Raw genomic sequence first — 21801 nt, 5'->3', positions numbered from 1 at the left:
TTGTTTAACATTTACTGCCCGATCCTGTCCGGCATAGTAGCGGATGGATTTTGTTTCAGCGCGGGATTTCTCTCGAGCAAACTGGTAGGAAAAGGCAGTGTATACATCGGATCTTTTTCTTTCAGCGTGTAGTGGAGAATTGCTTCACCCAGTTCATGCTGATACCGGTGTGTGATGGCAGGCATGCCGTAGCGCCGGAGATCAAACCAACGGAATCCTTCCAGGAAAAATTCTTTGCGGCGTTCCAGGCGTACTGCTGCAAGCAGTGCGTCTTTGTTGCCAATACTTTCATCTGTATAACCAATGATACGGGTGCGCCGCAGGTCGTTCAGGTCTTTCATGGCAGCCGGCAGTTTGCCCAGTTGCACATTAGCCTCCACCCTGTTCAGCAGTGCTTCTCCGGTACGAAGGCATTGAACCAGCTCTCCGTTCACGTTTGTATATTTATTGATGAGGGGAGTGCCATTTGAATTGGAGATACCGTATTTGAAGCGTACATCATTATCCTGGTCAAAAATTGACCGGAATTCGGCAGACGGAATATAGCTGTTTTGATCGCCTGCCTGTGATCTGCCGCCAAACATCCATTCAACTTCAGGGTTGGTGTAGGTGAGCCAGTTGCCGGAGGTGATCCCGGTCATGTTCATCAGTACACCTGCCTGTTCAAATACTTTATTGGCTTCTGTTACACATTCCTCCCACTTTTCCATATAGAGGTATACCCTTGATAAAAGGATATGAATGGCCGGCTGATTGATGTGGAAATCCCTGCGTGCAATAGGCAGTGGATCCATCAGGGTGGATGCCTCTTTCAGGTCGTTTACAATTTGCTCATATACTTTAGCAACGGTGGCCTGCGGCATATATTCCGCAGAAATATCCGAGGTCAGTTTTAAAGGTACAGCAAGAGATTGCGGATTACTGTTGTAAGGCTCGCCATAAAGATTAACCAGCCGGAAGTAATAGAAGGCGCGAACGGCAAGTGCTTCCGCTCTTACCCTGTCTTTTTCCTGCCGGCTGCCAATAGCAGCATTGATATTATCCAGTACGGCATTGCACCCTTTTATCAGCTCATAAAAAGTATAGTAGGCGGTGTTGGCGGGATCTGTGCTGATAAGATCTCCCAGGCCGTTCCTGTCAGCCAGTGTTGGTTGCCAGGTATAGTAGAGGTAGTCCGTTTTAGCCCCGGGAGTTCCTACAATGGAATATGGAGTGCCAATTCCCCATTCAATATTAAAATCCACATCGTCATCCATGAAAGAAACGAAATCGGTAGGGTCTTCGTTTCCTATGTAACCTGATCCCATCAGTAACTCCCTGAAATCGGCGGCTGTTTTCGGAATTATTTCACTTTGAGACTGTTCTTCAAGGAATTTTGAACAGCTGCTGAATACCAACAGCGTAAATACAGAGAGAACAGAGAATAATTTATATTTCATGCGCTTCAATATTAGAAAGTCATATTAAAAGATAATGACGCCGTTCTGCGTGCAGGCCATCCGTTTGTTTCAGGATCGTAACCTCTCCATGCATCATCAAAAGTCAGCAGGAACGGGTTGGTCATGCTGAGCGATGTGCTCAGGCGTTTGATATGTACCTTTTTCAACAATGCCTGTGTAAATTCATAGTTCACTGCAATCTGCCGGCAGCGGATAAAATCTGCATCTGCCACCATGTAATCTGATTGATTATACAGCTGGTATGGTGTTGCTATGAACAGATTTGGTGTAGGCATGGTCAGCTCTATCCTGCGTGGATTTCCAGGGGGAACAGCCGGAACATTGGTATGTAATTCATCACCTGGCTGTTTCCAGCGGTCGTTCAGGATCCTTGGAGCGTTTTGCTCGGGAGTGGGCGCTCCGGAAGGGTTATAGAAAACCGGCAGGCGTTTCTGATTGCCGAAAGCCATGGCAAACTGTGCACTCACTGAAATGTTCTTATACCTTAACATGGTATTGAACCCACCGGAAAAATCAGGTTCCAGTTTACCGGTTTTTACCAGGTAATCGAGGGGATTCTCCGTAGGTTTAATATCCAGGTTTTTGAAAGTGGGTACACCGTTAAAATGGTTTAAGCCTGCGTAAGCATAGGAGTAAAAGGTGGAATAAGCCTGTCCGTTCACAATAGCCGTTCCGTTCAGATAGTCATCCAGGGTGTTGATCCTTTCATTTTGCTTCAGCTTATTCCTGGCAAGACCTGTATTTACAGAAAACTGCCACATGAAATCTTTGGTACGCACCGGTGTAACGCTTACAATAAGATCGTACCCGGTGTTTTCCATCAGGGAGCCAAATACAGTAGCGGCATTCATTCCGTTTTCCACCGGTACCTGCCGGGAAGCGAGGATATTACTGCTTTTCTTATACCAGTTGGCGGTAGCGCTCACACGGCCGTTGAACAGGGCTATATCCAGCCCGAGGTTCCATGTTTTTGTTTTTTCCCATCCCAGTTCGGGGTAAGGCAAAGATTTTATATTCAGGATATACTGTTTGAATATATTGCTAAGTCCACCGTCGGTAGCGATCAGGTAGGGCGATACTTCTTCCACTGCCATTCCCTGGTAACCATAGCTGGCAGATACATCAAAGGCGTTCAGCCATTTTGCGGCGGTCATGAATTTTTCATTCGCAACACGCCATTTTCCACCCACCGACCAGGTTGGCTGGAATCGCTTGTTTTTATCTTGTCCGAATCGGTTGGAGGCATCCAGTCTCGCGTTGAAATTGAATACAAAGCGTTGATCAAAACCATACACTGCAGAAAAGTATTCACTCAGATAATTACTTTTCTGATTAACGATCCCCGAATTGGTACGCATGAGATCATACAGGTTATCTTTGGCTACAGAGTTCATTGCCGGCATGGTGGGAACAGGTGCATAGCTTTCACCGCGGTAACGGAGATAACCATAACGGGTATCGGTGTTACCCTGGGTCAGAGCGGATCTTGCTTCAATACCTCCCTGGAGCGTCACATTGTGAACTTTTCCCAATAACCGGCTGTACACCAGGCTGTTTCGCCAGGTATACCCGTTGTTATTGGCATTCTGCAATTGCACCAGTCCTCCGAAAGGCAGGCGGCTGGCGAGCTCCTGTGGGGAGTTCGACAATACGCTGCCAAACTCATATCCTCTTGTTTGGGTGATATAGTAAGATAATTCTGTGGCGTACGATTTAACACCGGAATTTGTAAGTGTATAAGATAACAAGCCCTGGTACTGCAGATCCTTTGTTATCTGGAGGTTTACATCGGCGGTGGTAGACAGGTTAGTGGTTACATTTTTGTTGCCTGTGTTATTAAGTTCATTCTGAATGTTATAGAGGTAACTGGTATTACCGGGATAAACGGTGCTTGGTTCTCCTCTTTTTTCGTGGTAGAAGAGCGAACCATCATCATTGTACATAGGAATGGTCCTGGCAGTGTTATAAGCATAAGAGAACGGATCCACTTCATAGGCAAAACCATCTGTTTCGCGCCTGCTTCCATTCAGCATCAGGTTTACGGTGAGCCGTTTTCCCAAACGAAGCGTCGTATTGGAAGATGCCGCAAAAGAGGTAAGGTCATTGCCTTTGGCTTCACCATTCTGCTGCTGCATGCTGAATGAAGTTCTGTTCGAGATCTTTTCATTACCGCCGGAAAGGCTCAGGCTATGATTCTGACTGAACGGATTACGGAACAGCAGGCCAAACCAATCCGTATTGCGGGTTTCCAGTTTCCTGTACATTTCTGTATAAGTGGCGTAATCAATCTCTTTCCGCTGTAACTGCTGGATCAATTTAGCATAACCGATTGGCAGCACATCGGAGGTATAGCTGTCGCGTGCTTCGTATACTTCTTTTGAAAATTGCATCAGCTCCTGAGAATTCATCAGGTCGAAGTCGCCATAGGAAGGCCTTTGGCCAACGGTGAAGGAGGAGTTATAAGAAACTGATAACTGGCCGGGCTTAGGCTTTTTTGTAGTGAGTACAATTACCCCGTTGGCAGCCTGTGAGCCATAGATGGCGGTTGCCGAGGCGTCTTTTAATACCGTGATGGTTTCAATATCATTTGGATTCAGCCAGGAAATAGCATTGGAAGCGATCAGGCGCAGCTCTGTCATATCTCCTGCCAGTGATCCGCTGCCATTGGGCATTGGTAAAGGATCCCGCTGGATCACACCATCTACCACCCAAACCGGTTCCTGGTTGCCAAGAATAGTAGAAGTGCCGCGGATGCGGATCTTAGGGCTGGAACCCACCTGGCCCGATTGCACCATTACCGACATGCCCGGCACCACACCCTGCAGCATCTGGTCGATGCTGGTTTCACCGGCGATCTTTATATCATCTGCTTTCACAGAATAAACAGCACCCACGTAGTTGCCTTTGTTCACGTTCATATAACCGGTGATCACCACATCTCCTATCTCCATATCCTTCCTGTGCAGCGTGATATTCATCACCAGGTTATTGCCATCCGTTACCAGTAACGACTTCGACTGGTCTTTATCCACCGTATAGGCGGTGTAGCCGTTCGTTCCTTTACGCACGCCGATTTCCAGCGTTTCATACCCCAGCATAGTGATGAGGAGCACGGTGTTTTCAGGGAGATGGGTAAAGTAAAAAGCCCCATCAGAAGAAGTGACCGTTCCGGTAACCGTGTTCTTTATCCGGACAGAAACGCCCGGGAGCAGTTCACCGGTAGTGGACCGGATCACCCCGCTGATGGTGGTTGGAGGCGCCGGAATAGTCAGGACATTGGCGGAAGGAGGCGCCTTGCGCGACAAAACAATTGTTTTGTCTTTGATCAGGTAAGTAACAGGAAGATCCTTCAATACCATATCCAGCAAGTCTTTCAGCGGCATATCGCGTACTGAAAGCGATACGCTCTGTGCGTCGCTGATAGTGTTGGTATTGCTGAAAATCACATAGCCTGTTTGTTGTTTAATGGCAGTAAATACTTTTTTGATAGGTATAGTTTTACCCGATAGCGTAACGGTTTGTGCATGTCCCGAGGCATTTGCCTGGAAAATGGCGGCTGCTAATAAAATGACAGTTAGTCTCATTACCAGAAAGATTTTGGTTAGGCCCATCTGTTTTCCCGGGCGATCGGGCGGCCAATAGCATTTTTTTTGCATAAATTGCAAGGGATTTGGTTGTTAATAAATGTGAATTGCAATAAACCGTTTAGAAACCAACTGAGTCAAATACACCGTCACGGCCGCAATCCGTGACGGTTTTTTCTTAGTGGTTAGTTTGATTCAAATAAAATAGTCTGGCCGGGCCATAAAGGCCCCTGCTGTGTTTCTCCGGTGCAGCGTATCTGGTACTTATTTATTCAGCACAATCAGTTTGCGCCCTTCTACTCTAAAGTCTACTTCTGTCCTTCTTAATATTTCCAGCAGGTCCGAAAGGGAAATCTGCCTGCTCATTTCTCCTATAAATTGTATATCCGGTATACCATTTTCATATACTACATCTATATTATACCATCGTTCCAGCTGTCGCATTACTTCTTCAATACCGGCGCCTTCAAAATTGAACAGGCCGTTTTTCCAGGCCATGGTTTTTTCCATGTCAGGATGATTGATAATTTCAATGTTCCCTACCGGTTTATTTATACCGGAGGCTGTGCTGATCTGTGCCTGCTGACCAGGTTTAAGGACAATGCTGGCGGGATGAATAGCTACTTTTATGCTTCCGTTAAGCAATGTTGTATTGATCGTTTTTTCATTCTCGTAGGCATTTACGTTAAACAACGTGCCCAGTACTTCTATGGATGCCTTATTATTTACATTCACCAGGAAAGGTTTGCCGGCATCTCTGGCTACTTCAAAACAAGCTTCCCCGTATACCTCCACTTTCCGTTCATTGCCGGTAAAAGCGGTAGGGTAACGGATAGAGCTGGCTGCATTTAACCAAACTTTTGTTCCATCGGGCAGTGTTACTTCGAACTGCCGCCCTTTAGGCGTAGTCATTTTGTTGTATTGAATACCATCAGCGGCTTTACCTGTAGGATCATACTGTAGTTTCCCTTCAGATAATACCACGGAGGTACCGCCCTGGTGCGCCACCACGCCGCTGGCCATACTGTCCAGCACCACCTGGCGCCCGTCGGCCAGTGTAAGTATAGCGCCCTGTGTGCCCGGAGTGATCTCCACTGCCTTTGTTGCTATTGGCGCCGGCGTATCTTTTTTATTCACCAGGAGGTAAGCGCTTCCTGCAAGTAACAATGCCACAGCGGCAGCCCAGCCCCATCTGCGTATAAAATGGACGCGGTGAACCGGTGTCATTACCGGTCCAAATGCAGGGACCTGTTCACTGATCCTCCTGGAAATCCTGTTGGTATCATATGCATAGAACTGTTGAAGACTAGCCACCAGCTGTTGCGGATCGTTGAGCTCCGCAAAAAGACGGCGGTTATCTTCGGAGGCATTGATCCATTCCGTTAATGCGCTTTCTTCCTCCGCATTCAAACTATTTTCCAGGTATTTGCCAATCAGGCCGGCTATATAATGATTGTTCTCTGTCATGTTGATACTACTAAAACAACTAACGCTGCTTTTTATACCGCCCTTTTTAAAAAAAAAGTTACCGTTGCAGCATCAGCAACGCGGAAACCAGCACTGGCAGGGATATGAGCTCGTTTTTTAAAAGCGCGGTCCGTAATAATCCTACTCCTTTTGCCTTTTGGTTCAGTACAGTTTGATAGGCCATATTAAGTTCAGCGGCTATTTCCTGTGCGCGTTTTCCTTCAATAACAGAAAGACGGACCACCTGCCGGCATTGCGGCGGCAGCTTTTCTATTTCAAGAAAAATAGCCTGCATGACCTCTGTTTTAATATAGGCTTTTTCCACATCTATGGAAAAGCGGTCGGCATCCCTTTCTATCAGCTGGTGAATATCGCCATGCCTTTTTTGCGCTTTAATATGGTTAAGCGCAGCATTCCTGGCGGCAGTGAACAGGAAACCCTTCAGCTGGGCCAGGGTAGGGAAGTCTTCTTTTTTTTGGAATGCCTGGATGAAACATTCCGAAACAATATCTTCAGCAGCCATAGTGTCGGAGGTCAGCTGTTCTGTGAAAAAGCATAGGGCACGCTGATATAACGCATAAACCTGGTGCAGTGCTTTGTGCTCGCCCTGCTGAAAAGAAGAGATCAGCGCAGTTTCCTCGTATGCTTGGTTGCTTGACAATGCCTTATATAATGTTCATGTTTGGAGGCACAAACTAGAGTAAAAAATCTCAAGGACAAAGCACTGTTATTAAAATGCTGGGAATTAATTAGTTATAGATGCCGGTAAAAAATGAAGCACCCTGCATGGGTGTAGCCTGATCCTTCCCGGAAAAGGAGGCGGTTGCTCGAGCTGCTGTTTTAATCATCCCTTTTGTTGCACATTTTTCCCATAGCAACCGGGAGCTTTGGGTAAGGGGGTTCCGGGCAGAACCGGCAGGTTTCTCTGTGTATAAAACCTGGCAGATTCCCCGGTTTAACCGGGGCCGGGTGGCCGGGTTTTTGTGCCGCTTAGTATGAGTTGCAACCATTTCCTCATCCTTAAAAACCAATTTTATGGCTATCGTAAAAGTAATTGAAGTCATTTCTTCTTCCGAAAAAAGCATTGAAGATGCTATCACTAATGCAGTAACAGAAGTGTCAAAAACGATCCATAATATAGATTCTGTTTTTGTGAAAGATATTAAAGTACATGTAAAAGATGGGAAGATATCCACTTACGGATTAATCTGTAAGGTTTCTTTCCGTATAGATGAAGAGGAACGGAACCAGAAAACGGCATAGCCGTAGCGCAGGTTCCGGCCTGTTTCAAAAAAGGAGGGTATCATGAAAAATTTATTTTTCTGCTGTTGTACGCTCACGGTATTATCGGGACTGTGGAGTTGTAATAACAGGTCCCGACAGCGAAAAGAAAGCTAAAGCCGCTAATGAAGAAAAGATCGACAGCCAGATCATGAGCAACCGGTTGGCCGATACGGCTGTAACCATTCCTGCCAAAACAGATGCAGACTTCCTGGTGGAAGCAGCCAGTGGAGGCATGACGGAAGTGCAGTTAGGTCAGCTTGCACAAAGCAATTCTGTAAACCGGGAGATAAAAGCATTTGGAGAGATGATGATAAGGGATCACAGGAAAAGCAGGGATAAATTGAAGACCCTGGCCCAATCAAAAAATATTGTGCTTCCTGATGATATCTCCAATCATCAGCAAAGAATAAAAGAACGGCTGGAAAAAAGAAAAAGAGAGGAGTTCGACAGGGCCTATATCAGTCTGATGATTGATGATCATAAAAAAGATATCCGGGAATTTCAAAAGGCAGCAAAAAATGCGGCAGACCCGGAGATAAGAGCTTTTGCCATGGATCAGTTGCCCGTATTGAATTTGCATCTCGACTCGGCCCGGAACCTGCAAAAGAAGATGGGCATTGCTGTTGGCCCGCCGCCTTATGAGTAAGGAGGCAGCAGTGGATTTTATCTGACTCAGGATTATGATGATTTCGCTGATTTGTTTGATTTTATAATTGTAAGGGAGATATAAGCGATTGGCTTACATCTCCCTTAATTATTTCCGCTAAAAAAAACATCAGCGAAATCATTATAATCATCATAATCCTGAGTCAGACGAATCGCTCACCATCTCCCTTAATAATTTCCGCTAAAAAAAACATCAGCGAAATCATTATAATCACCATAATCCTGAGTCAGACGAATCGCTCACCATCTCCCTTAATAATTTCCGCTAAAAAAAACATCAGCGAAATCATCATAATCATCATAATCCTGAGTCAGACAAAATCCGCGTAAATTTTTTTTGGACAATTCAACATCGGAAATTATATTTGTAGAATAGTATAGTATAGTACAGATATAAATAACACAAATCAACTAAAAGCACGTTATGAATGACGGGTCGCCACACCGTTCGCCATTCGTATTCCATTTACGTTTTAAATTAAAGAAAATGATTGCCAGACACTTGCTGAAATGCTTTATTGCATTTCTTGCTGCCTTTTGTTTGTGTATACCAGGGTATGCCCAGCAAAAAATATTCAAGGGTAAAGTCATCAGTTCCACCGACAAATCACCGCTACCATTCATCTCCATAGTTGTAAAAGGCACAACCACCGGCGCAAAAACAGATGCTAACGGGCAGTTTGTGCTTAATGCGCCCCCGGGCAACAATACAGTGATCGTTTCAGGCATAGGCTTCCGGCAACAGGAACTGGTGCTCACAGAAGATTTCACCACCATTGCGCTGGAAACATCTGTTGAAACACTGGGCGATGTAGTAGTGGTAGGTTATGGCACCGCGAAAAAAGCAACATTAACAGGTTCTGTAGCAGCTGTGAAAAGCGCGGAGATAGTGAGAAGCCCGCAGCCGAATATTTCCAACTCACTCGTGGGCCGTATGCCAGGCCTCATTGCACCCAACACCAGCGGAGAGCCAGGCTACGATGATGCCCGCCTGCTGATCCGCGGTGTGGCCACCACCGGTAACTCAGCCCCCCTCATCGTAATTGATGGAGTACCCAATGCACTGGGTGGCTTCTCCCGCTTAAACCCCAGCGATATTGAAAGCATCAGTATCCTGAAAGACGCGTCTGCAGCTATTTATGGCTCACAGGCGGCCAACGGTGTTATCCTCGTCACCACCAAAAAAGGAGAAGCCGGTAAAACAAATTTCAGTTTTAATCTTAACCAGGGCTTCATTAAGCCTACCCGGTTACCGGAATTTGTGGATGCCGCTACCTATGCCACTATCGTCAATGAAATAGGCTATTATAATAACCCTTCACAGGGCACGCACCAGCGCTATTCAGAAGAAGAAATAGAATTGTTCAGGAACGGGAAAGACCCGGTGTCTTACCCGAATACAAACTGGGAAAAGGAACTGATGAAACCAGTGGCGCCTCAAACTACTGCCAACCTTTCCTTCTCCGGCGGCAGCAACAAACTGTCGTATTACATCTCCGGCGGTTACCTGAACCAGGAAGGATTGTATCGTAACAGCCCTCTCAATTACAAACAATATAACATCCGCGCTAACTTCGATATCAACTTCTCTTCTAAATTCAAGGCAACGGTACAAATGTCCGGTCGCCAGGAAGAAAAGACTGCCCTGGCCGGTTTTGGTGCATCCAATGTATTTGAGTTCCTTTACCGTACCTACCCAACACTTCCTGCTTACTATCCCAATGGGCTCATGGGTGCGGGCGTGGAAATGGGAAAGAACCCGCTGGCAATGGCACAGTTGTCGGGTGCGGATAAAAGACCCATTACCACTGGTAGCATCATCGGAAAAGCAAGTTATGAACTGGCAAAAGGATTATCTGCAGATGGAATGGTGTCTATCGACAAACGTTTTGAATTTGATAAACAGCTGGCCCACAACTGGATCGTGTACCAGTATGATAAAGGCGCACAAACCTATGACCCGGTGAAAGGCGGGCCCAATAACCCTTCCCTGTCGGAAAGCCAGATCAACTATACATTGATGAACTCTTTCCTGCGTTTGAGCTATGATAAACACTTTGGTAAACACCAGCTCAGCGCATTTGCCGCGGTACAACAATCCAAAACAACATATGAAACTTTTGGAGCGGCGCGGCAGAACTATATTACTACCTTACTACCGGAACTAAGCCAGGGTGGCGCCTTGCCAACTGATGCCAGCAACTATGGCAGCAGCTATATCATTACCCGCAGAAGTTACTTTGGCCGTATTAGTTACAACTATGCAGAAAAGTACCTGCTGGATGTACAACTCCGTGAAGATGGGTCATCTATTTTTGCGCCGGGAAAGCAATACGGCTTTTTCCCCAGTGCCATGGCTGCATGGCGCATTTCGGAAGAATCCTGGTTTAACAGGAATTCCATCAACAGCTTAAAGATCCGTGCTTCCTATGGCCTGCTGGGAAATGAAAATATTAAGCCGGATGATGCCCCGGGCTATCAATATCTGCAGAACCTCAACCTGCAAACAAATGTGCTGAGCACATTAACCAGCTCCGGCCAGCCTTATGGCGCCAATATTCCCACCATTGTATACGCCAAGCTTGCTAATCCCAACATCACCTGGGAAACCGCCAGGAAAGCCAATATCGGTGTAGACGCATCTTTATTCAATCATTTTAATGTGACCTTAGATGTGTTCAGCGAAACGAGGAACAACATCCTGGCGCCACGGAACCTGAGCATCCCCGGTGTAAGCGGTATCAGCAGCAGCCAGATCCCCGACGAAAATATAGGTAAGGTAACCAACAAAGGCGTGGAAGCCTCTGTGATGTATGAAACCCGCTTCAATGAAGTGAAATTCAATATCGGCGGTAACTTCAGCTTTATCAAAAATAAAGTCATCTTCCTGGACGAAGCACCGGGAACACTCTCCTACCAGAAAGTAGAAGGCCATCCCATTAATGCCGGCCTGTACTACCGCAGCATCGGTATCTTCAAAGACCAGGCACAGATAGACGCTACGCCTCATGCGCCAGGCACAATGCCCGGTGACCTGATCCTGGAAGACTATGATGGAGATAAACAGATCACAGCTGCCGACCGTGTACGGATAGACCAGAACAATATCCCGCAAATCGTATATGGGATCACGTTAGGCGCTTCCTGGAAGAGCTTTGACATCAATGTTTTATTCCAGGGACAGGGAGAATCCGCTCAATATCTCCTCTGGGAATCCGGTGAATTTGGCTCTTTCCTCAAGGAATGGGCAGATAACCGCTGGTCGCCGGAAAACACCAGCGCTTCCTGGCCACGGCCGGTATCAAGGCCCAACTCCAGCAATCTTGGCGCTTACCCAAGCACTTTCTGGAACTGGAATACTTCTTTCATTCGTCTGAAGAACCTGGAAATAGGCTACAACCTGCCCGCAGCACTGGTATCCAAAGCATCTATCAAATCAGCCCGCTTTTATGTGAATGGCTTTAACCTGCTCACCTTTACAAGAGTGAAACAGATAGACCCGGAAGGCACAGACGGCAGTGGGTATTTTTACCCGCAGCAAAAAGTGTTTAACGTAGGCGTGAACGTGAATTTTTAAGAGGGAGAAATAAATCATTTACTATTTCAATTGCAAAGAAATGAAGACTAAAAATATTTCACTGATCCTGGTAGCTGCTGCACTGGCTGCATTGGGAGCATGTAAAAAGGATTTCCTGGATACCACGCCTACCAGCATCATCACTGATGCAGCCGTATGGGGCGATTCCTCGCTGGCGGAAGCATACATTACAGGCCGGTATATTGGCGTGGGCGGCAGCAATGATGGAGGAAAACCCGGCTTTGGCCGCGGCTTTGAAGACGCCTGGATGAGCTCTGTAACAGATGAATCGGTGGTAGTATGGGATAACAATACCTGGTTTGTACAACAAGGCGCCCTCACACCCGACAGAACCGGCTGGATGAGCGATACCTGGGTAAGAAGCTATCGCAGCATCCGCGAAATAAATTACGCACTGGCCAACATCGATAAGGTACCGATGAGCGATTATGGTAAAGAAAGATTGAAGGGCGAGCTCCATTTTATCCGTGCATACCGATACCAGGACCTGATCCGCAATTTCGGTGATGTGCCCCTGGTAGGCGATCGTGTGTACAACCTGGACGATACCAATTTCGATTCGCTCTTTATCCGCAAACCGGTGCAGGAATGTATTCAGTATGCAGTGAGTGAACTGAATACCGCGGCTACCATGATGCAGGATAAGAGCTATCCCATTGGCCGCGGTTCCTATGCCGCCGCACTGGCATTGAAAGCACGCCTGCTGTTATATGCTGCCAGCCCCTTGTATACCAATAACGTGAACGATAAAACGAAATGGGCGGCTGCCGCCTCCGCTGCCCAGGCAGTGATGGCGCTGAATAAGTTTACATTGTACAATAATTATAAAACCTTATTCACCATCAGCGGTACCAGTGAGGATATTTTTGAAAGAGTATATTCCCCTACCAATGAGCACACCAACCTTGAACTGGTAAACGGGCCTAATGGCTATGGCGGATGGGGCGGTAATACTCCCATGCAAAACCTGGTAGACGATTATGAAATGGCGGATGGCTCCCGGTTCGACTGGAACAATCCTGTTCAAAAAGCAAATCCTTACCAGAATAGGGATCCGCGCTTTTATGCCAGCATACTTTATAACGGCGCTCCTTACAGGAACCGTAATGTGGAAACATTCCGCCCCGGTGGTAAAGACAGTAAAGATGGTAATGGCAACTGGAATACCAGTCCTACCGGCTATTACGTAAGAAAATACATCAACGAGGGCAACCCGGTGGAAAACCCGAACCAAACCGCTTACCAGCCCTGGAAATATCTGAGGTATGCAGAAGTGCTGTTGAACTATGCCGAAGCGCAGAACGAAGCAGCAGGGCCCGATGCCACTGTATATAAAGCAATAAACGATATCCGCGCAAGGGCCGGGATGCCTGAGCTGCCGAAAGGACTTTCAACTGATAGCATGCGTATCCGTATCCGCAATGAGCGCCGCATTGAGCTGGCCTTTGAAGAGCACCGTTACTTTGATGTGCGCAGGTGGAAAATTGCAGAAGTAACAGAAAACATTCCTGCATACGGCGTATTGCCCTCCAAACAACCGGATGGCAGTATCGTATATACAAAGATCATTGCGCTGGATAACCGCAAGTTTGATAAGGCAAAGAATTACTGGGTACCTATTCCCCAGTCAGAAATTAATTCATCCGGAAGAAAGCTCCGCCAGAACGACGGCTACTGAGCTTCTTTTTAAAAACAATACGGATAACGGTACACCGTTATCCGTATTGTTTATATATTACTGTAGCAATTAGCTTAAAAAGATTTTTTTCATGATACGATCCATTCATTTGAAACGGAGCTGCTGGTTACTGGCAATAACTTGTGGGCAGGCCGCTGCACAGGATGTAAAACCTGTTACTATACCCCTGGAATCAAAGAACAATGCCATGGTATTACAGGTAGATCCCAAAGGGCAGTTATCTACACTCTATTTCGGTACAAAACTATCCAATGCTGCAGAATACAGCCAGGTACCATCGGCCTATAAACAAACGGAAGATTACTCAGAAGTAGCCGGCGCGGCCTATACCGCCGCTGGTACAAAAAACCTGCTGGAACCCGCTATCGCAGTTACACATACAGATGGCAACAATGGATTGGATCTCCGTTATGTAAACCATAAAACAGTATCCCGCGGACCTGGCATAGAGGAGACCAGCATCCTGCTGAAAGATCCTGTATACCCCTTTGAAGTAACCCTGTACTATAAAATATACAAAGCGGAAGATGTGATAGAGCAATGGTCCGTGATCAGGCACCAGGAAAAAGGAAATGTTACCCTGCAGAAATTTGCCTCCGCTAATCTTTATCTCAAAGCCCCGAAGTACTGGCTCCGGCAATATCACGGGGATTGGGCCAAAGAAATGCAGCCGGAAGAAACCCCGCTCACACATGGCATTAAAACCCTCGATTCCAAACTGGGTACCCGCGCCAACCTGTTCCAGCCGCCGGTATTCATGGTATCGCTCGGGCAGCCGGCTACGGAAGACCAGGGCAGTGTGTTGTATGGCTTAATGGAATGGAGCGGCAATTTCCGCATCGACCTGGAACTTGACAACCTGGATAACTTACGTATCATAGCCGGGATCAATAATTACGCATCTCCCTATATATTAAAAACAAATACCGCTTTTGAAACGCCACCTTTCCTGTACACCTTCTCCGATAAAGGAAAAGGAGAGGCCAGCCGCAAACTGCAAAGCTGGGCCAGGAATTACAAAGTACGGGATGGCAAGGGCGGCAGGCTCACGTTATTAAACAACTGGGAAGCCACCTATTTTAACTTCAACGAAGATGTACTGAAAGGATTACTGAAAGATACCAGGGACCTGGGCGTGGACCTGTTTCTGCTGGATGACGGCTGGTTTGGAAATAAATTCCCGCGCAACAGCGATCACGAAGGGCTGGGCGACTGGCAGGAGAACCGTACAAAACTGCCTAACGGCATCGCGGCCCTTGATAGCATGGCGCAGGCCACCGGCGTAAAGTTCGGTATCTGGATAGAACCGGAAATGATAAGCCCGAAAAGCGAATTGAGCTCCCAACACCCTGATTGGGTACTACGACAACCAGGCAGGGAAGAACATTACTTCCGCCACCAGCTGGTGCTGGACCTTAGTAACCCGAAGGTGCAGGACTTCGTTTTCAGCGTGGTGGATTCCCTGTTTATAAAAGCACCCAAACTATCTTATATCAAATGGGATTGCAACGCGGTGATCTATAACGCATGGTCGGCTTACCAAAAGCAGCAGCAGTCGCAGTTATACGTAGAATATGTAAGAGGACTGTACAAAGTGCTGGCCCGTGTGCGCGCCAAATATCCCCATGTGCCCATGATGCTTTGCTCCGGTGGGGGCGGTCGGGTAGACTATAACGCGCTGCAGTATTTTACCGAATACTGGCCAAGCGATAACACTGATCCGCTGGAACGGATTTTTATCCAATGGGAAAATTCTTATTTTTATCCCGCTATTACCAGCGCCAACCATGTAACAGACTGGGGCAAGCAACCGATCAAGTTCAGGGTAGACGTAGCCATGATGGGCAAGCTGGGCTTTGATATTGTGGTAAAGGACTTAAAAGAGAAAGAGCTGGCTTTCTGCAAAGAGGCCATCAGTAATTATAATGCTTTGAAAGAGGTGATCTGGCATGGCGACCAATACCGCCTGGCAGACCCGCACGAGGGCAGCGTAGCGGCAGTAATGTATGTGAATGAAAAGAAATCTTCCGGCGTACTGTTCAACTACCTGGTTAATTACCGGTATGGAGAAGGCAGTAAATTCCCCATCCGTTTAAAAGGCCTGGACCCCGCAAAGAAATACCGCCTGGAAGAAATCAATGTATATCCCGGTGAGGCATCAGCCATACTGGGAAACAACACATTTACCGGCGAATTTTTAATGAATATCGGGTTTAATCCACAACTGAATGTTAAAAGAACCAGTGTGGTGATCCGGATCAGCGAAGTTTCCTAATCATCATCTATGAATAATTTCCAGTTAGAAGAACATCCACATCAGCGTCTGAATATCCTGACAGGCGAGTGGGTATTGGTATCGCCACACCGTACAAAAAGACCGTGGCAGGGTAAAGTAGAAAAAATAAATAAAGACCCGCTGCCGGAATATGATGCCGCATGCTATTTGTGCCCGGGCAACAGCAGGATGGGCGGGGATCTGAACCCGGCTTACACAGCACCTTATGCATTTACCAACGACTTTGGCGCACTGATGGCAGATACGCCTGCCGGCGCAGATATTATCGACAACTTACTGCACGCACGCGGTGTGAAAGGCACCTGCCGCGTGATCTGTTTCTCACCCCGGCATGACCTTACGCTGCCGTTGCTGGAGGTGGACGACATCCGGAAAGTGATAACGCTGTGGCAGGATGAATACCGCCAGCTGTCTGCCGACAAAGACATAAAATATATCCAGATCTTTGAGAACAAAGGGGATATCATGGGCTGCAGTAACCCCCATCCACACGGGCAGATCTGGGCAACGAGCGATTTGCCGGCAGAACTGATCAAAGAAACATCTCACCAGAAAAAATATTACGAAGCTACCGGCAAAAGCCTTTTGCAAAGCTATGTTGCCCTGGAGCAGGAAAAACAGGAGAGGATTGTTTGTGAAAATGAGCACTTCATAGCACTGGTGCCTTTCTGGGCAGTATGGCCATTTGAAACGATGATCATCAGCAAACGGCATGTAACCAACCTGCTGCAGTTTGATGAAGCGGAGAAAAATGCGCTGGCAGATATTTTAAAGAGACTGACCATTAAATATGATAATCTTTTTGAAACCTCTTTCCCTTACTCCGCCGGTATGCACCAGGCGCCCGTAAATTCCGGAGATCATCCCGAATGGCACTGGCATATGCATTTTTATCCGCCACTGCTGCGTTCTGCCACCGTGAAAAAATTCATGGTAGGATATGAGCTGCTGGCCAGTCCACAGCGCGATATTACGCCGGAATGGGCCGCGAAGAAGTTACAGTCGCTCCCCGAGATACATTATTCACAGGCAGTTGCAGGTATGGAAAAAACACAATAGCTTAGTAGGATAGTATAGTACAGTCAATTTTTCCTTACATGCAGGACGTATACGAACAGATACATGAACTGGATGGCATTCCAGGCCTCTCCAAACACGAACAGTTTGTTCAGGGAATTATTAATGCCATTAACTCGAAACTGTTATCGAGAGGCGATTCCCTGCCTTCTGTGAATAACCTGATCGGGGAACTTGGTTTTGCAAGGGAAACTATTGCCAAAGGCTATAAGGAACTGGTGGAAAGAGGCATTGTTGCCTCACAGAACAGGAAAGGGTTTTTTGTAAGCAGCGATGATACAGGGCAACAGCTGAAAGTAGCGCTGCTGCTGTTTGCATTCGATACCTTCCAGGAAACATTTTATAAAACCTTCCGGGCTAATATTGGTGGAAATATCCAGCTGGATGTATTCTTTCATCATAACAACATCGAGGTATTTGAAAGCATCGTAGCGTCTGTAAAAGGCCGTTACGGGATGTACGTGGTGGCGCCTATCCCGCATCCCAGAACAGCGGAGATACTGAAAGGCCTGCCAATGGATAAGTTCCTGATGATTGACCGGTACGAGCCGTTGCAAACAGACTGCTCTTACATTGTGCAGGAGTTCGGGGAATCTTCCTACCGGGCTTTTTCCACGCTGGCAGATACCATCCGGCAGTTCGATGAAATGATCTTTTACTACCGGCCATCTACCGATACGCCCATAGAAATACTGAAAGCGTTTAAACGTTTCATAAAGGATCATAGGATCAACGGGGTAATTAAAACGGAGTATGAGCCCGGCACCGTTGTCAAAGGGAAAGTATATTATACCATCAATAATACGGAACTGTGGGCCATCCTGAAAGATTGCGTGGAAAAGAAACTGACACTGGGCAAAGACGTAGGCATTCTATCCCATAATGATGATGTGGTGAAAGAAATTATCTGTAACGGCATCACTACTTATTCCACCGACTTTAAACTGATGGCGGAAAAGGCAGCCGCTTTCGTGCTGAACAGGGAAAAGATCCAGGAAACACTGCCTACTGTACTGATAAGAAGAAAATCTTTGTAACTGTAATTATTAATGCCTCTTTCTACTATTATAAGCTTTGCATTTTTTGTAGTGCTCATGACGGTATTGTCGTGGTACATTACAAGAAGGCACCAGTTGAAAACTGCGGCCGACGTATTTCTCGGCAGCCGCAGTTTAAACTGGCTGGTAATAGGCGGTGCGCTCATTATGACAAACATCAGCGCCAACCAGTTTATTGGTGAAAACGAATCTGTTTTTATCAACAACATGTCTATTATGTCATGGGGAGTTACTTCAGTATTTGCCATGCTGCTGGTGAGTGAATTCCTGATGCCCATTTATCTCCGCATCGGGGCCGTTACCACGCCCGATTTTCTGGAGGTTAGATACGACAGCGGTACCAAGAAGATTGTATCTGTTATTTTCCTGCTCAGTTACCTGGTGAACCTGATCCCGGCTGTGTTGTATGGCGGGGCAGTGGCATTCAACGGCATTTTTCACCTGAATGAGCTGCTGCATCTCAGCTACTGGTCCACTATCTGGATGCTGGCCTGCCTCATAGGCATCACCGGCTTTTTTTATAACGTGCTGGGCGGCTTAAAGGTGATCAGCATTTCAGATACGTTGCTGGGCGCCGGTATGATCATAGGCGGACTGCTGCTGCCTTATTTCGGGTTTAAATACCTGGGGCATGGCGATGCGGAAACAGGCCTGCTTACGGTATTGGGAAGTCATACAGATCACCTGAATGCTATCGGATCAGTGCACGATGCAGTACCTTTCAGCACTATTTTCACCGGTATGCTGCTGGTGAATATTTACTATTGGGGCATGGAGCAGTTCATTGTACAGCAGGCACTGGGCTCAGTGAACCTGGAGCAGAGCCAGAAAGGAATTGCGCTGGCATGTTTGTGTAAACTGTTATCGCCGCTTATGCTCAATATTCCCGGCCTTATTGCGGTGCACCTGTACATTCATCCCCAGGCAACGGCGGAAATATTTCCAAGGATGGCCGCCGATGTGCTGCCGCCGGTATACACCGGTTTAATTGCCGCCATCGTTTTTGGCGCAGCACTCAGCACTTTTAATGCAGGGCTGAACAGCGTGGGCACCCTGTTCACCATGAACCTGTATAAGCCCTTTATGATAGCCCGTAAAGGCAGCGTGTCCGATAAGGAACTGATCAGCCGTACCCGCCTGTTCCAGGTATTGGTATTGATGTCCGGTATTATCATAGCGCCCTTTATCATGTTGTTCAAAGGCGGATTTTATAATTATATACAGATGCTGGCAGGATTTTTCAGCATCCCTATTTTTACCATCATGGTAGTAGGTATGGCTACCCGGTATGTGCCGCCGGTAGCGGCCAAAGCCGGACTGGTATTTTTTCTGGCCATGAATGTGTTACTGCAATGGGTGTTTGATACAGGCATCCATTACCTGCACCTGCTGGCCATCACATTTGTGGTAACAGCACTGCTGATGCTGATCATCGGCAAAATAAAACCAATGGCAGTACCTTACCAGCCAGCGGTGATCCCCGTAGTATCTGTAGAGCCGTGGAAGCACCGGCACTGGTACAGCGTTGCTTTACTGATACTAATGGTATTGTTATTTATCATCTTTTCACCACTAGGACTTGCAAAATGAATAATGCGCTGATCTGGTTCAGGAACCTTTTACCTGTTACAGGAATGCTTTGCCTGTTAACACCGCTGTACGCCCAACAGGCGGCTCATGTAAAAAATATTCCCTTTGGGAAAAACAACCATATTGCCTACGATCTACATAAAGGCACTTATACCGTGTGGACGGGGAAAAAAGCGGTGATCCGTAATGCGTTTGCTTTTTATGAAGATGCCGGTAAGCCGGATACCCTTCCTGTACTGCGCACTTTTGCCAGCTCCCGCATAAAAGATGGGACCCGTTATGTGATCACATCTGCCGGTAACGGCATAAAAAAACAACAGGTATTTTATGTTTATAACGGGAAAGAAGGCTTTTATACCTCGCTAACCCTGCAGGGCAAAGGAGCGCGCTCCCGCGCCATGAGCCCTTTAACAGGGGAAGCCGCGTTGTATACCAGCGGTGTAGTAGCCCCGTTCGATAATGACGCCTGGATCAAATACCGGGTGGCGGATCAGCAAGGCCCTGCATTTACCAGCTCTGAGGTAACCGCCTTGTACGATAGCACCACCAATGCAGGATTTATACTGGGATCGGTAGAGCATAACGATTGGAAAACCGGCGTAAAGGTGGAAAATACCCACGTTTCCGTGGTAGCCGGTTGGACAGACAGCCTTATCACCCGCGATAAAATACAACATGGGATCGTTACGCAGGGCGATACCCTGTGCAGCTCACCGAAGATCTTTGTACTGCCCACCGCCAACTGGCGTAAAGGCATGGAACAATATGGCAGCGCCAACCGCCTGGCAGAGCCACGTTATATTTTTGAATGGACGGGCGCCAAACCCCTGGGATGGAACAGCTGGGGCAGTATGCAAACAAAACTGAACCTTGCCAAAGCCAAACAGGTGGTCGACTTTTTCGCGGACTCCTGTAAAACATTCCGTGGTAAAGACGGCAGCATTTACATTGATCTCGACTCCTACTGGGACAACATGACCAAAGGCGGTATGACCGGCGATTTCAGCCAGCTCAAAGCATTTGTGGACTATTGCAAGCAGCGCGGATGCAAACCCGGTATTTACTGGGCCCCGTTTGTAGACTGGTCAAAATCCTCCCGCACCGTGGAAGGCAGCCATTACAATTATGAGGAAACATGGACAAAAGTAAACGGACAATACCACGATTTTGATGGCGCCCGTGCCATGGACCCCACGCATCCCGCTACCCGCGAACGCATCGCTTACCTTATCAACCGCTTTAAGGAAACCGGTTTTGAAATGATCAAAATAGATTTTATCGGGCATGCGGCAATAGAGGCAGATACTTATTATGATCCTTCCGTGCATACAGGCATGCAGGCTTTCCGCAAAGGAATGGAGTTCCTGGTAGACCAGATGGACGGAAAGATGCTGGTATATGCTGCAATTTCGCCCAGCCTGGCCACCGGCCGGTATGTGCATATGCGCCGCATTGCCTGCGATGCGTTTAAAAATATCGGCGAAACCGCCTATACCCTCAACGCTACAAGTTTGGGCTGGTGGCAAAATAAAGTATACGATTTTACGGATGCTGACCATGTAGTGTTTGCCGGTGCAACACCCGGTGAAAACAGGGCCCGCCTCACTTCGGCTATCGTTACGGGTACCGTTATTACCGGCGATGACTATTCGGAATACAGCAGTGCTTCCAGTGTGGCACAGCAACTGCTGCAAAACCGGGATGTACTGGAAGCAGCACAGCTACCCAATGGCTTTGTGCCGGCAGATCATCATAGCGGAGATACGCCTTCCAGCCTGTTTGTGCATAACAGTGGCCGTTATACCTATATTGCCGTGCTGAACTATAACAAAGAGGCAACTACCTTTGAAGCCGGCTGGGAGAAACTGGGACTGGCTAAGGGTGAATATCGCTGTAAAGAATTATTCTCCGGTAAAACATCCACAGAAAAGGGTGGGTTCCATTTCAAGGTAGCCGGGGCCGACGCCATAATTCTCCGCCTGGAGAAGAAATAAAGCATCATTGCCCCGAAAGACAGCCCTT

At 47.2% G+C, this 21801-nt stretch carries 13 protein-coding genes; 9 read left to right on the top strand and 4 right to left on the bottom strand.

Annotation, left to right across the window (positions count from 1 at the left end; all coding sequences use genetic code 11):
• Window positions 1–11 precede the first annotated feature (11 nt).
• The 4 genes from FN124_RS02880 to FN124_RS02865 form a co-directional block, all read right to left on the bottom strand.
• Window positions 12–1439 carry a RagB/SusD family nutrient uptake outer membrane protein gene (locus FN124_RS02880; protein ID WP_142683283.1) on the bottom strand — a complete coding sequence of 476 codons (1428 nt, stop codon included), beginning with the start codon at window positions 1437–1439 and terminating at the stop codon, window positions 12–14.
• A gap of 11 nt (window positions 1440–1450) precedes the next feature.
• On the bottom strand, window positions 1451–5044 hold the full coding sequence (locus FN124_RS02875) for a SusC/RagA family TonB-linked outer membrane protein (protein WP_142683282.1): 3594 nt from the start codon (window positions 5042–5044) through the stop codon (window positions 1451–1453).
• A gap of 264 nt (window positions 5045–5308) precedes the next feature.
• Entirely contained in the window at window positions 5309–6511 is a 1203-nt protein-coding gene (locus FN124_RS02870) for a FecR family protein (protein WP_142683281.1), read from the bottom strand.
• Between the two features lie 58 nt (window positions 6512–6569).
• Window positions 6570–7172 (bottom strand): RNA polymerase sigma factor, encoded by a 603-nt coding sequence (locus tag FN124_RS02865; RefSeq protein WP_142683280.1) that lies wholly within the window; start codon window positions 7170–7172, stop codon window positions 6570–6572.
• Between the two features lie 374 nt (window positions 7173–7546).
• Between FN124_RS02865 and FN124_RS02860 the strand changes: the two genes are divergently transcribed.
• The 9 genes from FN124_RS02860 to FN124_RS02820 all read left to right on the top strand — a co-directional run bounded on the left by FN124_RS02860 (window position 7547) and on the right by FN124_RS02820 (window position 21773).
• The gene (locus FN124_RS02860) at window positions 7547–7774 is read left to right on the top strand and encodes a dodecin family protein (protein ID WP_142683279.1); all 228 of its coding nucleotides are present in this window, start codon (window positions 7547–7549) and stop codon (window positions 7772–7774) included.
• 169 nt (window positions 7775–7943) lie between these two features.
• Window positions 7944–8441, top strand: coding sequence for a DUF4142 domain-containing protein (locus FN124_RS02855; RefSeq protein ID WP_142683278.1), 498 nt, complete (start codon window positions 7944–7946; stop codon window positions 8439–8441).
• Between the two features lie 507 nt (window positions 8442–8948).
• A complete protein-coding gene (locus FN124_RS02850) occupies window positions 8949–12038 on the top strand; it encodes a SusC/RagA family TonB-linked outer membrane protein (RefSeq protein ID WP_185937069.1) in 3090 nt (1029 codons plus the stop codon).
• A gap of 40 nt (window positions 12039–12078) precedes the next feature.
• Window positions 12079–13737, top strand: coding sequence for a RagB/SusD family nutrient uptake outer membrane protein (locus tag FN124_RS02845; RefSeq protein ID WP_142683276.1), 1659 nt, complete (start codon window positions 12079–12081; stop codon window positions 13735–13737).
• A 91-nt stretch (window positions 13738–13828) separates the two neighbouring features.
• The gene (locus FN124_RS02840; RefSeq protein ID WP_142683275.1) at window positions 13829–16033 is read left to right on the top strand and encodes an alpha-galactosidase; all 2205 of its coding nucleotides are present in this window, start codon (window positions 13829–13831) and stop codon (window positions 16031–16033) included.
• Between the two features lie 9 nt (window positions 16034–16042).
• Window positions 16043–17113: a UDP-glucose--hexose-1-phosphate uridylyltransferase gene (locus FN124_RS02835; RefSeq protein ID WP_142683274.1), complete on the top strand. Its 1071-nt coding sequence runs from the start codon at window positions 16043–16045 to the stop codon at window positions 17111–17113.
• Between the two features lie 38 nt (window positions 17114–17151).
• Entirely contained in the window at window positions 17152–18168 is a 1017-nt protein-coding gene (locus FN124_RS02830; protein WP_142683273.1) for a GntR family transcriptional regulator, read from the top strand.
• Between the two features lie 12 nt (window positions 18169–18180).
• Complete coding sequence (locus FN124_RS02825; RefSeq protein WP_142683272.1) at window positions 18181–19779, top strand: solute:sodium symporter family transporter; 1599 nt, start codon at window positions 18181–18183, stop codon at window positions 19777–19779.
• The gene (locus tag FN124_RS02820; protein WP_142683271.1) at window positions 19776–21773 is read left to right on the top strand and encodes an alpha-galactosidase; all 1998 of its coding nucleotides are present in this window, start codon (window positions 19776–19778) and stop codon (window positions 21771–21773) included. The genes FN124_RS02825 and FN124_RS02820 overlap by 4 nt, the downstream gene beginning before the upstream one ends.
• Window positions 21774–21801 lie beyond the last annotated feature (28 nt).

Origin of the sequence: Chitinophaga polysaccharea (genome assembly GCF_902150045.1) — a bacterium.
GTDB lineage: Bacteria > Bacteroidota > Bacteroidia > Chitinophagales > Chitinophagaceae > Chitinophaga > Chitinophaga polysaccharea_A.
This window is presented reverse-complemented; position numbering and strand designations above follow the sequence as displayed.